The organism is Vogesella urethralis (genome assembly GCF_007644045.2).
Classification (GTDB): domain Bacteria; phylum Pseudomonadota; class Gammaproteobacteria; order Burkholderiales; family Chromobacteriaceae; genus Vogesella; species Vogesella urethralis.
Map to the genome: position 1 here is coordinate 33,307 of NZ_VMDW02000058.1, position 14,341 is coordinate 47,647.

13 protein-coding genes are annotated in these 14,341 nt (G+C 65.6%); 4 read left to right on the top strand and 9 right to left on the bottom strand.

Annotated features, from left to right (window positions below):
• Positions 1-122: 122 nt before the first annotated feature.
• Positions 123-1,373 carry an ATP-binding protein gene (locus FLQ03_RS04495; RefSeq protein ID WP_144373292.1) on the top strand — a complete coding sequence of 417 codons (1,251 nt, stop codon included), beginning with the start codon at positions 123-125 and terminating at the stop codon, positions 1,371-1,373.
• Positions 1,370-1,897, top strand: a complete 528-nt coding sequence (locus FLQ03_RS04500; protein WP_144373293.1) for a response regulator transcription factor — start codon at positions 1,370-1,372, stop codon at positions 1,895-1,897. The genes FLQ03_RS04495 and FLQ03_RS04500 overlap by 4 nt, the downstream gene beginning before the upstream one ends.
• A 368-nt stretch (positions 1,898-2,265) precedes the next feature.
• Here FLQ03_RS04500 and FLQ03_RS04505 read toward each other — a convergent pair whose 3' ends face one another.
• From FLQ03_RS04505 to FLQ03_RS04540, 8 genes are all read right to left on the bottom strand, one after another.
• A complete protein-coding gene (locus tag FLQ03_RS04505; protein ID WP_144373294.1) occupies positions 2,266-4,077 on the bottom strand; it encodes a PAS domain-containing protein in 1,812 nt (603 codons plus the stop codon).
• Between the two features lie 122 nt (positions 4,078-4,199).
• Entirely contained in the window at positions 4,200-5,582 is a 1,383-nt protein-coding gene (locus FLQ03_RS04510) for an FAD-binding oxidoreductase (protein WP_144373295.1), read from the bottom strand.
• Positions 5,575-5,916 carry a hypothetical protein gene (locus FLQ03_RS04515; protein ID WP_144373296.1) on the bottom strand — a complete coding sequence of 114 codons (342 nt, stop codon included), beginning with the start codon at positions 5,914-5,916 and terminating at the stop codon, positions 5,575-5,577. The genes FLQ03_RS04510 and FLQ03_RS04515 overlap by 8 nt, the downstream gene beginning before the upstream one ends.
• An 8-nt stretch (positions 5,917-5,924) precedes the next feature.
• Positions 5,925-6,548 (bottom strand): glutathione S-transferase family protein, encoded by a 624-nt coding sequence (locus tag FLQ03_RS04520; RefSeq protein ID WP_144373297.1) that lies wholly within the window; start codon positions 6,546-6,548, stop codon positions 5,925-5,927.
• Between the two features lie 80 nt (positions 6,549-6,628).
• On the bottom strand, positions 6,629-7,276 hold the full coding sequence (locus FLQ03_RS04525) for an exopolysaccharide biosynthesis protein (protein ID WP_144373298.1): 648 nt from the start codon (positions 7,274-7,276) through the stop codon (positions 6,629-6,631).
• 55 nt (positions 7,277-7,331) lie between these two features.
• A complete protein-coding gene (locus FLQ03_RS04530) occupies positions 7,332-8,687 on the bottom strand; it encodes an aldehyde dehydrogenase family protein (RefSeq protein ID WP_144373299.1) in 1,356 nt (451 codons plus the stop codon).
• 121 nt (positions 8,688-8,808) lie between these two features.
• A complete protein-coding gene (locus FLQ03_RS04535) occupies positions 8,809-9,984 on the bottom strand; it encodes an NAD(P)H-dependent flavin oxidoreductase (protein WP_144373300.1) in 1,176 nt (391 codons plus the stop codon).
• A gap of 113 nt (positions 9,985-10,097) precedes the next feature.
• A complete protein-coding gene (locus FLQ03_RS04540) occupies positions 10,098-10,655 on the bottom strand; it encodes a helix-turn-helix domain-containing protein (protein ID WP_206210867.1) in 558 nt (185 codons plus the stop codon).
• Between the two features lie 524 nt (positions 10,656-11,179).
• Between FLQ03_RS04540 and FLQ03_RS04545 the strand changes: the two genes are divergently transcribed.
• Both FLQ03_RS04545 and FLQ03_RS04550 read left to right on the top strand, forming a co-directional pair.
• On the top strand, positions 11,180-12,148 hold the full coding sequence (locus tag FLQ03_RS04545; RefSeq protein ID WP_144373302.1) for a LysR family transcriptional regulator: 969 nt from the start codon (positions 11,180-11,182) through the stop codon (positions 12,146-12,148).
• A 218-nt stretch (positions 12,149-12,366) separates the two neighbouring features.
• Complete coding sequence (locus tag FLQ03_RS04550) at positions 12,367-13,653, top strand: NAD(P)/FAD-dependent oxidoreductase (protein ID WP_144373303.1); 1,287 nt, start codon at positions 12,367-12,369, stop codon at positions 13,651-13,653.
• Positions 13,654-13,857: 204 nt separating this feature from the next.
• Here the strand turns inward: FLQ03_RS04550 and FLQ03_RS04555 are convergent, their stop codons facing one another.
• Positions 13,858-14,313 carry a hypothetical protein gene (locus FLQ03_RS04555; RefSeq protein ID WP_144373304.1) on the bottom strand — a complete coding sequence of 152 codons (456 nt, stop codon included), beginning with the start codon at positions 14,311-14,313 and terminating at the stop codon, positions 13,858-13,860.
• Positions 14,314-14,341 lie beyond the last annotated feature (28 nt).

Here is a 14,341-nt window from a genome sequence, read left to right on the forward strand (position 1 = left end):
CCCCTGCTTGCGAACTAGAACAGTTGAGGCCACCCACTGCGAACGGGTGGCTTTCTTTTTTGTGGCCGCGACAAAATGCCGCAGCGCTGCGCCACTATCGATGGCGATGGTAAAGTGCCGCCATGATGCCTACCGTGTTTCCGGCCCTGTTTGCGGCCAACCTCGAACTGGTGCAGCAGCGCCTGCTGCAACTGCGCTGGGCCATGCTGCTGGCCGCGCTATTGCTGATCGTGTTGGGCCAGCTGGCCGGCCTGGTGCTGCCGTTGGTCTTGCTGGGGCAGGCGTGGCTGACGCTGGCGCTGCTGAATCTGCTGACGCCTTGGCTGGCGCGGCGCGGCTTGCCGCCGCGCGAGCTGATTACCATCGGCCTGCTGGCCGATATCGCGGTGCTGACCGAAATGCTGGCGCTGACCGGCGGTGCGGCCAACCCGCTGGCTTCGCTGTATTTGCCGCCGGTGCTGTTTGGCGCCTTGCTGCTGCCGCCGGCGCGGGCCTGGGGGCTGGCCATCGTCAGCCTGATGGCTTACGGCCTGCTGTTTGTCTGGCACCTGCCGTGGCCGCTGGCCGGTGACGATGCCGCCTACGCCTTCCAGCTGCACCTGGTGGGGATGTGGATCACCTTTGCGGTGTCGGTGACGCTGCTGACCGGCTTTGTGTCCTACCTCGCCTGGCAACTGGCGCAGCGCGAAGCGGCGCTGGCCGCCGCGCGCGAGGCGCAGCTGCGCGACGAACAGCTGGTGGCGCTGGGGGTGCAGGCGGCAGGGGCGGCGCACACGCTGTCCACCCCGCTCAATACGCTGACCCTGCTGTGCGAAGACATGCAGGCCAGCTACGCCACGCCACCCGAGCTGGTGCAGGACCTGCAGCTGATGCACGGCCAGCTGGCGGTGTGCCGCGAAGCGCTGGCGCGACTGAAAGCCGGCGCTGAAAGCCGGCCGGCGCCGCAGCCCTTATGCGAGGCGCTGGACGAGCGGCTGCAGGGCTGGCATTCCAGCCGCCCGGACGTGAAGCTGCTGCGCCATGGTTTACACCACGGTGGCCCGGCGGTGGCGTTCGACCCGCGCTTCTGGCCGGCCTTTTTCAATCTGCTGAACAATGCGGCGGAAGCCGGCGGCGGCGAAGTGGAGCTGACCGTCGCCAGCGACGATGGCTGGCTGACCTTGCAGATCCGCAACCGGCGCGGCAGCCTCAGCCCTGCGCAACTGGCGCGTGCCGGCCTGGCGCCGCTGGACAGCAGCAAGCCGGCCGGCCTGGGCCTGGGGGTGATGCTGTCGCACGTGACGCTGTCGCACCTGGGCGGCGAACTGAACCTGGATAACGACCCGCAGGGCGGCGTCTGCGCCACCTTGCGCTTGCCACTGGAAACCCCATGAACGACTTGCTGATCATCGACGACGACGTGGCCTTTGCCACGGTGCTGGCGCGCAGCCTGACGCGGCGCGGCTATGCCGTACGCCATGCGGCCAACCCCGATGCGGCGCTGGGCGAAGTTGCGGCGGCGCCGCCGCCGCACATTATCCTCGACCTCAACCTGGCCGGCGAAAGCGGCCTGCGCCTGCTGCCGCTGTTGCTGGAAAAAGCCCCGGCGGCACGGATTCTGGTCTTGACCGGCTACGCCAGCATCGCCACCGCCGTGGAGGCGGTGAAGCTGGGCGCGGTCAACTATCTGGCCAAACCGGCCGGTGTCGACGACATCCTGAACGCATTGGGCCAGGTGGCGGCCAACCCCGAGCAGGACGTCACCACGCAGCCGATGTCGCTCAAGCGCGTCAGCTGGGAGCACCTGCAGCGCGTGCTGGCCGAGCACGACGGTAATGTGTCGGCCACCGCCCGGGCGTTGAACATGCACCGCCGCACGCTGCAGCGCATGCTGGCCAAGCGGCCGGTGAAGAACTGAGACAGGCACCGGCCCGGCAGGCTGCTGGCGTGGTGAACACAAGGGCTGCTTGCCATGCAAGCAGCCCTTGTGCTGTTTGACGGATTGCCAGTTGCTTGGATTGCGGTAGCGGTCAATGCCTATGGGATTGATGCAGTCTGTTTAGCCTGCTTGGCGAACAAAATCACCACGTGCAAGCGGAACTTATTGCCAATCCCCTGATAAAACAATGGACAATCTAGAGTAATTGCCTTAAATTGTGCAGCGCACTCAAGCCGAAAGGTTTTTGTGGTGTTAGCCCCTCGAAGCATCGTGTCGGCCCAGCCGGCGAGATGTTTCTTCCTCGTGTTGGCCCCTGTGGAGTATCCCAGGGGATTTTTTTTTGCCCGTCATCCGGGCGTGCCCCCAGCCGTGGCCGTCGCGGCTGCCACCCGGAAGCGCAGCGTAAAGCGCGTGCCGCCGCCCGGTGGCGTATCGCATTCCAGGCTGGCATGCAGTAATTGCGCCAGCAAGGGCAGCATCTGGAACCCCAGCGAGCGGCCCGGGCCCGGGTAGCTGCCGGCCGGCAGGCCGCAGCCGTTGTCGCGCACCACCAGGCAGGTGGTGTCGCCGTCTTGTTGCAAGTCCAGGTAAATGTCCCCCAGGCCGCTGGCAAACGCGTGGTGTATGGCGTTGCTGATCAGCTCGCTGACCAGCAAGCCCAGCGGTATGCCCTGCGACATCGCCAGCATCACTTCCTTGGCCGCCGGCTGGTAATGCAGCCGGATGTCGCCGTGTGCCGGTTGCAGCAGTTGCAGCAGACGGTGCAGGTAATCGCCCAGCGGCAAGTGGGCGAAGTCCTTGCGCTCGTACAGCAGCTGGTGGATCAGCGCCATGGCGCGCACGTGGTTCTGGCTGTCGGCCAGCGCGGCCTGCACTTCGGCACTGGCGTGGCGCGCCTGCAATTGCAGCAGATTGGAGATCACCTGCAGGTTGTCGTTGACGCGGTGGTGCACCTCGCCCAGCAGCGCGGTTTTTTCCTGCAGCGCCTGTTCGATGGCCTGTCGCGCCTGATAGCGCTCGGTAATGTCGGTGATCGACGCCAGCACGTGCGGCTTGCCGCCCACCAGCAAAGGTGTCAGGCCGATCTCGCACGGAAACAGGCTGCCGTCGCGGCGCCGGGCCTGCAGCACCTGGCTGCTGGCGATATCCCGGCTGGCAGGGGCTTGCATGTAGTGCTGTACCCGGGCTCGGTGCGACTCGCGCAGGGTTTCCGGCAGCAGATAGTCGAAGTGCTGCCCCAGCAGCGTGGCGCGCGGGTAGCCGAACAGGCTTTCCATGCGCTGGTTCACCAGCCGGATCAGCCCCTGGCTATCGATCATCATCAGCCCGTCGGGGATGGCCTCGACCACTTCGCGCAGCAGGGCTTCGTTTTGGCGCAGCGCGTCTTCGCTGCGCTTGCGGGCGCTGATGTCGATGGCGGAGGCGATCAGGTGGGTGATCTGGCCGTGCTCGTCGCGTAACGGCGCCAGCATGAAGTCGATCGGCAAGCGGCTGTCGCCAGCCATGCGGACCACCACGTCAAAGCGCGACACCTCGCCACAGGCGGCCTGCATCACGGCGTGCTCCAGCTGGGCCTGGACGTGCGGGGCGTAGCTCCACCAGTAGCAATCCCAGAATTTCAGCCCGTACACATCGCTCATGCGGATGCCGGCGGCTTCCAGCGGTGCACGGTTGGCGCTGTGCAGGGTGCCGTCCGGACTGAGTACGCCGACAAAGGTGAACAGGTTGTCCAGCACGCGGCGGACGTGGGCGTCGTTTTCGCGTTGCAGGCGCTCGGCTTCGTGGCGGACGGTGACGTCCTCCACCATGGCGATGATGCCGGCTGGCTGGCCGTCGCGCCCCGGCAGCGGGTGATAGCTGGCTTCCCAGTGCCGCAATTTGCCGGAGCCGGGCGGGATCTCGGCACAGGCGGCAAAGCGGGTGCGCGCCTGGTTGCTGGCCAGCACCGCCTGCATGATGGTTTCCAGCCCGGGGCCGGCGTCCGGCAGCACGTCTCGCGGCCGCTGGCCGATATGGGCGGCTGCCGGCAGCCCGTTGGAGGCGGCCAGCAAGGCGTTGATGTGCAGGTAGCGGCACTCGGCGTCCAGCACCGCAATGCCGATCGGGGCCGTCTCCAGCAGGCTGGTGATCAGCAGCTGTGGGTCGGGTTCGGTGGCCATGCGCTTACCTGTTAGTGATGGATTCACTCCTCAGGATAGCCATTTGTCCTGAAAGCACAATGCTATTTCAATCGTTTACTATCAATAAGATGCGTGCATGCAACGCATAAGAGCAGGTAATGCTAGAGCCAGCGCCCCGGGTTCATCAGGCCTTGCGGGTCCAGCAGCTGCTTGATGCCGCGCATCAGCGTCAGCGCGGCCGGGTCTTTGTAGCGTTGCAGCCAGTGCGCCTTCAGCTGGCCGACACCGTGTTCGGCGGCCAAGGTGCCGCGGTAGCGGTAGACGTGCTCGTAGACGATGGCGTTCACCGCGTCTTCGTCGGCAAACAGCTCGGCGTTGCCAGGGCGGGTATAGCTGATGTTGTAGTGCAGGTTGCCGTCGCCAGCGTGGCCGAAGGCGACGATGCGCACGCCGGGGAAGGCCGCCTCCAGCGCATCACCACAGCTGGCCAGGAAGGCCGGGATGGCCGAGCTGGGTACGCCGATATCGTGCTTGATGCTGGGGCCTTCGCGCTTTTGCATGTCGGAGATGTCTTCGCGCAGCTGCCACAGGCTGGCGCGTTCGGCTTCGCTTTGCGCCAGCACGCCGTCGCGGAAGTCTTGCTGACCCAGCCACTGTTCGAAGCTGGCTTGCAGCGCGGCCGGCTCGCCGCCATCGGACAGCTCCACCAGCAGCGCCCATGGTGCAAAGAACGGCATGCAGCCGGGCTTGTGTCGCTCGGAGATGCGCTGGCAGGGTTCGGAGATCATCTCGAAGGTGGTAAGGCGGTCGCCAAAGCGTGCCTGCAACGCGTTCAGCGTGGCAATGGCGGCCTCGGCGCTGTCTACCGCCAGCAGCGCGGTGCTGTAGGCGGTAGGTAGCGCAAACAGTTTCAGCGTGGCGCCGGTAATCAGCCCCAGCTGGCCTTCTGCGCCGATGAACAGCTGCTTCACGTCCAGCCCGGTGGTGTCCTTGCGCAGCGCGGACAGCGCGTCCAGCAGCGTGCCGTCCGGCAGCACCACTTCCAGCCCCAGCGTCAGCTCGCGCATGGTGCCGTAGCGCAGCACCGCCAGGCCACCGGCGTTGGTGGACAGGTTGCCGCCGATCTGGCAGCTGCCCTCGCTGGCCAGCGACAGCGGAAACAGCCGCCCCACGCCGGCAGCCGCCTGCTGTACCTGGGCCAGCGTGCAGCCGGCGTCCACGGTGATGGACTGGTTGGCCGCATCGATATGGCGCACGCGCTGCATGCGGCGCAGGCCGATGATCAGCTGGCGGCCGCTGCCATCCGGCGTGGCGGCGCCGCAGGTAGAGGTGTTGCCGCCTTGCGGCACGATGGCGATGCCTTCGGCCGCGCACAGGCGCACCAAGGCCGAGACCTCATCGCGGCTGGCCGGCAGCGCCATCGCCAGTGGCCGGCCGCTATAGCGGCCGCGCATGTCGGTGACCGCCGGGGCCAGGTCGTGCGGGTCGGTCAGCAGGTTGGCCGCACCCACGATGGCGGCCAGGCGGGCGTGCAGATCAGTCATCTTCGGTTTCCGGTTCGGGGTAGGCCTCGACATAGGCATCGCAGCCGTGGCCAATGGCCAGATAGCGGCGCGCCAGGCGCAGGAACAGCGGCTGGGCCAGCGCAGGCAGCCAGCGCAGGTAGTGACGCGGCGCCAGCAGCAGGCCGCAGCCGTAGCGGCTACCCGCGGTTTGCCATTGCAGCGCCGGGCACGGGCCGTGGCGATGCGCCAGCAGCAGCCGTGACAGCGGGCAGGGCGCGGCGGCACAGCATACGCCACAGCCGTTGCACGGTGCCCCCGGCGCCGGCTTGGCCGGGGCCTCGCGCTGAAGCCAGATGCGCTGCGGCGGCGCCACGGCAGGGTTTACTCGTGGAAGTCCGGCGCCATCAGTGTGGCGATCGGCTCCCAGCCCGGTTGCGCGGCAATGCGCGCCAGCCAGGCGGCGACATGCGGCCAGGCGTCCAGCGTCAGGCCGGCGTCTTCGATCAGCCACAGGTAGCCGCTGCAGGACAGGTCGGCGATGGTCAGGCCGCTGGGCAGCAGGTAGTCCTGCTTGGCCAGGTGGGCGTCCAGCACGTCCAGGTCGCGGCGGGTACGGGTTTCCATCCACGCTTCGGCGCCCGGGTCCAGCGGCGAAAACAGGCGCGAGTAGCGCAGGTTGGGCAGCGAAAACCCGATGCGGTTGGCTTCCCAGCTCAGCCATTCGCGAATGCCCTGGCGCTCGCCGGGCTGGCCGGCCAGTACGCCTTCGCTTTCGGCCAGCCATTGCAGGATGGCGTTGGATTGCACCATCGGCACGCCGTCTACCACCAGGGCCGGAACTTCGTCCCAGCGGCTGGCGGCGCGGAATTCAGGCTCGCGCTCTTCGCGCGGCAAGTGCAGCGACACGTGGCGGTATTCGTGCGACACATCGCCCAGTACCAGGGCCAGGCGGACTTTATAGCTGTGGCCGGACAGACGGTTGCCGAACAGGGTGATAGTGCTCATGAGGGGTCCTGTGCCAGAGGCGGATGCGTAAAAGCACGATCATACGCCCAAGGCCTCGCCTTGGCAGCCCTGGCGCCCGCTTACAGCCAGCCGCTTGGCAGGCGTTGGCTTAGCCACAGCAGGATTTCGGCGCCTGCCCACCACAGCAGGCCCACGTACAGCCAGGCCAGCACCGTGGTGACGTAGCCGGCTAGCAGCAGGCCGCCGTCCCGCACGCGCAGGCCCCAGGCCAGCAGCGCGATGGCGGCGGCAGGCACCACGTTGTCGAACGATACCAGCGGCATCGGCGTCATCATCGACGCGCCGGCCAGCGCCAGCATCAGCGCGTTGGGCAGCCGCCAGCGCGGGCTGCTCAGAGCCAGCAGGCGGGGTTGGCTAATGCGGCCCAGCACGCCGGCCAGGCGGTGCAGGACGCGGTGTAGCGGGCCGTGCAGCGCATCCGGCACCTGGCGGCGCCCCAGCCAGCCCGGCAGCGCGAGCGGCTTGCCCAGCAGCAGCGACAGCGCCACCAGCAGGCAGAAGGCACCGACGGTGGTGGCCATGCCCGGAATGGCCACCGGCAGCAGCAAGGGTGCGGCTAACAGGCCCAGCCAGGTCAGCTGCTGGCGCGGGTGGCGGCCGATGACGTCGGCCAGCGTGCCGTGCTGCAATTGCTGCGCGGCCAGCGCGATGCGCAGCCAGCTGCTGCGGGGCGAATTTTTAAGAGAGCGGGGGCGGGAAGACAGCATGGTGGCGGCAAGGTGAGGGCAACAGTGCGGTGCGACCGCACGCTTGCGCGCCGGTTCATTTCTGCCAGTAGGTTTTGACGTTGACGAACTCGTACAGGCCGAACTCGGACAGCTCGCGGCCGTAGCCGGAAGCCTTCACGCCGCCAAACGGCAGCCGCAGGTCGGAGCTGGTGTAACGGTTGATGAACACGGCGCCGGCTTCGATGTCGCGGCCCAGCTGCCAGGCGCGTTCCACATCGGCACTGAAAATGCTGGCGCCCAGGCCGAACGGCGTGTCGTTGGCCAGCCGCAGCGCGTCGGCCTCGTCGCGGGCACGCAGGATGCTAGCCACCGGGCCGAACACTTCTTCCTGGTACACGCGGCAAGCCGGTGTGACGTGGTCCAGCACCGTGGCCGGGTAGAAGAAGCCGGCACCGTGGGGCATCACGCCGCCGGCCAGCAGGCTGGCGCCGTGGCTGACCGCGTCCAGCACCTGGGCGTGGAGCGCCTCGCGCAAATCGGCGCGTGCCAGCGGCGCCAGCGTGGTGTGGTCGTCGGCCGGGTGGCCGGGGCGCAGCGCTGCCACGTGTTGCAGAAAGCGCGCCACGAAGGCGTCGGCGATTTCGGGTACCACGATCATGCGCTTGGCGGCGTTGCAGCTCTGGCCTGCGTCGCGGTAGCGCGAGTGGGCGGCTTCTTGCGCAGCGGCGTCGATGTCGGCGTCGGCCAGCACGATGAACGGGTTGCTGCCGCCCAGCTCCAGCACGGTTTTCTTCAGGTGGCGGCCAGCCATGGCCGCTACCTGGCGGCCGGCGCTGGTGGAGCCGGTAAACGCCACCGCGTCGCAGCCCTTGATGGCGTCTTCGGCCAGGTCGTGGTTGATCCAGGCCACGTCCAGTACGTCCAGCCCGGCTTCGCGCACGATATCCAGCAGCAGCGCCGTGCATTGCGGCACCGACGGCGCCGGTTTCACCAGACAGCCGTTGCCGGCCATCAGCGCCGGCACGGCAAAGCGCAGCACCTGCCACACCGGGTAGTTCCACGGCATGATGGCCAGTACCAGGCCCAGCGGCTCGAACGCCACGCCACTACGGCTGGCCTGGGTGGGGATGTCTTTGGGCGCCAGCAGCGCCGGCGCCAGCTCGGCGTAGTAGCGGATCAGCTGTGCCGACTTGTCGATCTCGGCCAAGCATTCGCGCTCCAGCTTGCCCACTTCCAGCGATACCAGCGCGGCCAGCGCGTGGCGATGGGCGCTGAGGGTGTCGGCCAGCCGCAGCAGGCGCGCCGCCCGGGTGGCGGTATCGAGGTGGGCCCAGCGGTGTTGGGCGTGGCGCAGGGTGGCCAACTGGCTGGTCAGCTGTTCGCTGCTGCTGACGGGGCGGGTGAACACGACTTCGCCGGAGGCGGGGTTACAGCTGGTAAACGCGGTCATGGCAGGGCGTAGTAAGAGGGTTACATGACGGGTAGTACCGCACTGTAACAAATGCGGCCAACCCTGACCACGCTGCAGCAGCAGGGGCAAGGTTGGCCGCAGGGTGCGCAGCGCTTGCCGTTCAGGCCGGCTGCAGGTCCAGCGGTTTTTCGCCGGTGAGGAAGTAGTGGATGGTTTCGCTGGCGCTGCGGATGGCGTCGCCAAACGGCAGCGGGTCGGCGCCGCGGAAGAACAGCCCCTTGCTGACTTCGCCACGGAAGGCGGCCGCCAGTTTGAGGTCGATGCAGAACTGGCCCACCTTGGCCAGGCCATCACGCAGGCCGCACACGGTGAGGCAGTTCAGCGCCTGCGTGCAGCGTGCCGGGTCGGCCTTGGCGTTGGCCTGCAGCTTGTCCTCGCGCTTGAGGTAGCTTTTGAGGAACGGCGTCAGCACGCCGCGCGCCGGCAGGCCGGCTACCGACATGAACTCGGCAATGTCGTCGCGGCTGGCACCGGCCAGCGTGCGCTTGAAGTTGATGTGGGCGTCGCCGTCGCTGGTGACGGCAAACGCGGTGCCGATCTGCACGCCGCTGGCGCCGTAGCCGTTGAGGTAGGTTTGCACCTTCTCGTGGCTGTTGACGCCGCCTGCCACGATCAGCGGAATGCGCTCGCGCTCCAGCCCCAGCCCTTTGAATAGCTCGAAGGTTTCTTCCAGCACGCGGGCGAAGTCGAACTTGGCATCGCCGACGTCGCCAATACGGGCGGCACCCAGGTGGCCACCGGCGTGGTTGGGGTGCTCGATGACGATAGCGTCCGGCAGGCGGCCCTTTTTCATCCAGCGCTTCAGCACAATGCCGATGCCGCGCGACTCGGACAGGATAGGGATCAGCGCCACGTCGGGGTGGCTGGCGGTCATTTCGGGCAGGTCCAGCGGCAGGCCGGCGCCCATCACCACGGCGTGGGCACCCGACTCGCACGCCTGGCGTACCAGTGCGGCGTGGTTGTCCACGGCTTTCATCACGTTGACGGCTACCATGCCGTGGCCTTCGGCACGCGTCAGTGCCCCTTTGATTTCGCGGTCCAGCGCGATCAGGTTCAGGCGGTTGATGCCGTCCTGCCCCTGCTGGTTGGCCGCGTCGGCCATCAGGTCGTCGTGCAGGTGGCGCAGGTCCACGCTGGCCACGGTGCCGACGCCACCGGCGCGGGCCACGGCACCGGCCAGCTGCTTGGCAGAAATGCCGACGCCCATGCCCCCCTGCACGATGGGCAGGAGTTCACGGCCACGGATGACAAGCGGGGAAAAGAGAGAGCGGGACATGCGTGCTTTCGGGGTGGTTAGAGCAGGAGCACGATTCTGACCAGCGCAAAACAGCCGTGCGTTGACGAACGTCAAGCACGGCCGGATAGGGCGATGTCCTGCCCGGAGCCTGCTCAGGCCGCCAAGCCTTTCTGGATGCCCAGCACGATGGCGTGGGTGCGGTTGTTGGCTTCCAGTTTGCGGATGATGTTGGCCGCGTGAAATTTCACCGTGCGCTCGCTGATATCGAGGATGGTGGCGATTTCCCAGTTGGTTTTGCCACGCATCATCCAGTGAAAGATGTCTTTTTCACGGTGCGACAGCGGGTTGCTGCCAGCGGCGGCCGGCGCCAGACGCTGCAGTGTGGGGTGCAGGTGCGGCAGCAGGCTGCCCAGCATGCGCAGCGTGGCGGCGTCGTCAGCCATGCGCGGTTGTACGTACAGCAGCGTGGCAAAGCCGTCGCGTTGCAGCGCAAAGCAGGCGGTTGCCGGGCTGGTGTGGGGCAACCAGCTGAATTGCACCTGCTGGCCGATATCGTCCGGCAGGCGCTGCCAGTCGTGGCTGTGGCAGGCTGCCGGCTGACCGAAGCTGCGCGGGCTGGCCTGCCAGCCTTGCGGTGTGGCCTGACCATGAATAATCCACAGGGCTGATACCTCGGCTTCCTTGCCAAGCGCCTGCAGGAAGGTGTGCATTTCTCTCTCGTCTGCCATTTGCGGCAGGCCGTGGATCCATTCCAGCAACTGGCTGAGTTGAGCGTGTGACAGACCCGCGGAGATTGAGCCAGACGCAAAAGGAATACCTTTCGACATACTGTTCCCCTTGTATGTTTTTTGTGTTGAGGGGCTATCTTAACCAAGGGGACAAGGCAACCCAACATTTCTTGCTTTTGGCATGAGTAAAATGCATGGCTGCTATCTGGTGCGGTATTGCGGTAACACGAAATCAGGCTTTGCGCTGTGCCTGGCTGTTGCAAATCTGCATCAGGTTGCAAACTGGCTGATAGGACGGTGCCAACTGGCTGAACGGCGGGTAGTTTGTTGCGATGCGGCGTGGTAAATCGTCATTTGACAGGAAAGTCGAAAATATCTTTAAGTGAATCTGATTTTGTCCTATTATTTGTCAGCGATAGTGTCAATTTTGCCGAACTTTATACTGGCACCATTTTCAAATCGGGTGGCATTTGCCGCCCTGAATATGTCATTTGCGAGATAGCCCGATGGATACATTAAAAGCGCTTATGGTCTTCATGACCACTGCCGAGAATGGCAGCTTTTCCGATGCCGCTCGCAAGCTGGGCGTCTCGCCTGCTGCCGTCAGCCAGAGCATTGCGCGATTGGAGCAGGAGCTGGAAGTGCGCCTGTTCAACCGCACCACCCGCCAGCTGACGCTGACTGAAGACGGCCGCCGCTTCTACGCGCAGTGCCGCGGCCCGGTCAACAACCTGGACTCGGCCATCAATCAGCTGAAGGCCAGCCGTGACGAGCCTGCCGGTCATCTGCGCATCAGTTTGCCTAATGCTTTCGGTCGACGCTTCATCCTGCCGCTGATGGAAGAATTCTGCCAGCGTTATCCGAAGATCCGAGTGTTCTTTGGTATGGACGATCATTTCAGCGACCTGATCGAAGATGGTTACGACGTGGGCGTGCGCGTCGGCATGATGCCGGACAGCCGCATGGTGGCGCGTCACCTGGCGCACATTCCGCAGTACGTGGTGGCATCGCCGGCCTACTGGGCCGAACACGGCAAGCCGCGTAGCCCGGAAGAGCTGTCGGCGCACGACTGTATCAACTTCCAGTTCCCCACCTCCGGCCGGCTGTACAAATGGGAATTCGAACGCAATGGCGAGCGTATTCCGCTGGAAGTGACCGGTACCTACACCGTCAATGACGTGGATTCGGTAGTGGAAATGGCCCGCCTGGGCCTGGGCGTGGCGCAATTGCCGGGCCACGAAGTGCTGGCCGACGTTCGCGCTGGTCGCCTGCAGGCAGTGCTGACCGACTACGTGTCGATGGAGCGCTCAATCTATATCTGCTTCCCGCACCGCGATCACATTGCCCCGCGTACCCGCGTGTTCGTGGACTTCGCCGTCGAGAAGCTGCTGGATCACCCGGACATCATTGCTGACCTGCCGGGGGTGGACCTGTCCGCCAAGCGCGAGGCGCTGCGCATGCACCTCACCATGTAAACCTGGTTGGCCCGGCACAGCCGGCAAGCCCACCGTTGGCCGCAAGGCTGGCCTGGGGCTTGCCGGCTTTTTCTTGTGGTGCGCCGGCATCACGCCGGCGATGACATTTGCGTCATTGGCGTTTAACATATTAGACAAACGGCAAAGGCTTGCGCATAATCAGCCCATAAACCGGCGTCACCTGCACGCCAGTGTTTAAAAAATGGATGACATACATCATGAGCCAGCGCATCGAACACACCCATTCCTATTACGCCCATTCTGCCAACCCCAGCCCGGCACGCCCGGCACTGGCGGGCAGTGTGCGCGCAGACGTCTGCGTCATCGGCGCCGGCTACACCGGCATCTCCACCGCCCTGCACCTGGCTGAAGCCGGTTTCAGCGTGGTGGTGCTGGAAAGCGCCCGCGTTGGCTGGGGCGCGTCCGGCCGCAATGGCGGCCAGATCGTTAACAGCTACAGCCGCGATATGGACGTGATCGAGGCGCGCCACGGCAAGGAAGCCGCCAAACGCCTGGGCGCCATGGCCTTCGAGGGCGGCAAGATCATCCGCGAGCGCATCGCCAAGTACAACATCCAGTGTGACCTGAAGGACGGCAACGTGTTTGCTGCCTTCACCCACAAGCAGCTGGACGAGCTGGACGCCAAGCGCCGGCTGTGGGAAAGCTTTGGCCATACCGGCATCGAGATGGTGGACAAGGCCGGCATGGGCCGCATCGTGCAGTCCGACCAGTACGTCGGCGCGCTGCTGGACCACTGGGGTGGCCACATCCACCCGCTGAACCTGGCGCTGGGCGAAGCGGCCGCGTTCGAATCGCTGGGCGGCCGCATTTACGAACAATCGGCGGTGACCGAGGTGGTACGCGGCGAGCCGGCGGTGGTGAAAACCGCGCAAGGCCAGGTGACGGCCAACTTTGTGGTGGTGGCCGGCAACGCCTACCTGGGCAACCTCATTCCGGTACTGGCCGAGAAGACCCTGCCGTGCGGCACCCAGGTAATTACTACCGAGCCGCTGCCAGCCGACCTGGCGCGCAGCCTGCTGCCGGGCGACAACTGCGTGGAAGACTGCAACTTCCTGCTGGACTACTACCGCCTCACCGGCGACAACCGTCTGCTGTACGGCGGCGGTACTGTGTACGGTGCGCGCGACCCGGGCCAGATCGAAAGCCTGATCCGCCCCAAAATGCTGAAGACCTTCCCGCAGCTGAAAGACGTGAAGATCGAATTCGGCTGGACCGGCAATTTCTCGCTAACGCTGACCCGCCTGCCGCAGGCTGGCCGCATCGGCAACAACATTTACTACTCGCAAGGCTGCAGCGGCCACGGCGTCACCTACACCCACCTGGCTGGCCGCATCATGGCCGAAGCCATCCGTGGCCAGAGTGAGCGCTTTGATGCCTTTGCCAGCCTGCCGCACTACCCGTTCCCGGGCGGGCGCCTGTTCCGGGTGCCGATGCTGACGCTGGGCGCCTGGTGGTACGGCATGCGTGACCGTTTGGGGGTGTAAGGCAGGACGTGCTTTTCTCCCATGGCCCCGGCGTGGCCGGGACCCATCGTTGTCCATCCTGGGCTGGCCTTGTGCCAGCCGTTTTTTTTTTGTGACGAGCCGGTGTTGGCGTCATCAGGGCTTGGCGCTGCTGCAATGAAAAACGTCTGGGCACCCCCTTGCCAGGGTATGGAGGATGCCTCAGACGTAGTCAGTCCAACCATGCTAGCGGCGCTGGCGTGGCCTTACCCAGTCTGGACTGGCACTTTGTACACCTGGCAGTGTGGCCAAGGCTGTGGCGGCCTCCAGGCTGTCATTGCCGGGTGCGGTATTGATATGCCAATAGCCGTCGATACCCGCCGGGCTGGCTTTTAATTGGCGCTGTGCAGCCCAGGTTTGTAAGGCCGCCGGATTATTGCTTTGCACGATGACACCCCCGGCAGGGACCAGGTAGGGGGCATCGGCCGCGTTGCCCAGACGTACGATAGGTAGCAGCTTGCTGTCGCGTGGTATGCCAAGCGCAGACTTGCTGCGGCTGGTAGCAGGGTAGGGTTTGGGGATGGCTTGGCCGCTACTGGTGTCGAGCCCGTTTTGCAGGTCTAGCCAGCCTTGGCGCGTTTGGCCATTTTCATGCCATTGATAATTCGGTGGCGTAGCGTGGGCGCAGGCGGTAAGCAGCAAGACTGCCAGGCCGAGGCCGAGTGTGTGA

Excerpts from the sequence above, each read along its gene's own strand:
- FLQ03_RS04550 (WP_144373303.1), top strand. The coding sequence starts at position 12,367 with ATGAGCCAGCGCATCGAACACACCCATTCCTATTACGCCCATTCTGCC.
- FLQ03_RS04510 (WP_144373295.1), bottom strand. The coding sequence starts at position 5,582 with ATGACTGATCTGCACGCCCGCCTGGCCGCCATCGTGGGTGCGGCCAAC.
- FLQ03_RS04500 (WP_144373293.1), top strand. The coding sequence starts at position 1,370 with ATGAACGACTTGCTGATCATCGACGACGACGTGGCCTTTGCCACGGTG.
- FLQ03_RS04495 (WP_144373292.1), top strand. The coding sequence starts at position 123 with ATGATGCCTACCGTGTTTCCGGCCCTGTTTGCGGCCAACCTCGAACTG.
- FLQ03_RS04525 (WP_144373298.1), bottom strand. The coding sequence starts at position 7,276 with ATGCTGTCTTCCCGCCCCCGCTCTCTTAAAAATTCGCCCCGCAGCAGC.
- FLQ03_RS04530 (WP_144373299.1), bottom strand. The coding sequence starts at position 8,687 with ATGACCGCGTTTACCAGCTGTAACCCCGCCTCCGGCGAAGTCGTGTTC.
- FLQ03_RS04505 (WP_144373294.1), bottom strand. The coding sequence starts at position 4,077 with ATGGCCACCGAACCCGACCCACAGCTGCTGATCACCAGCCTGCTGGAG.
- FLQ03_RS04535 (WP_144373300.1), bottom strand. The coding sequence starts at position 9,984 with ATGTCCCGCTCTCTCTTTTCCCCGCTTGTCATCCGTGGCCGTGAACTC.
- FLQ03_RS04520 (WP_144373297.1), bottom strand. The coding sequence starts at position 6,548 with ATGAGCACTATCACCCTGTTCGGCAACCGTCTGTCCGGCCACAGCTAT.
- FLQ03_RS04540 (WP_206210867.1), bottom strand. The coding sequence starts at position 10,655 with ATGCACACCTTCCTGCAGGCGCTTGGCAAGGAAGCCGAGGTATCAGCC.
- FLQ03_RS04545 (WP_144373302.1), top strand. The coding sequence starts at position 11,180 with ATGGATACATTAAAAGCGCTTATGGTCTTCATGACCACTGCCGAGAAT.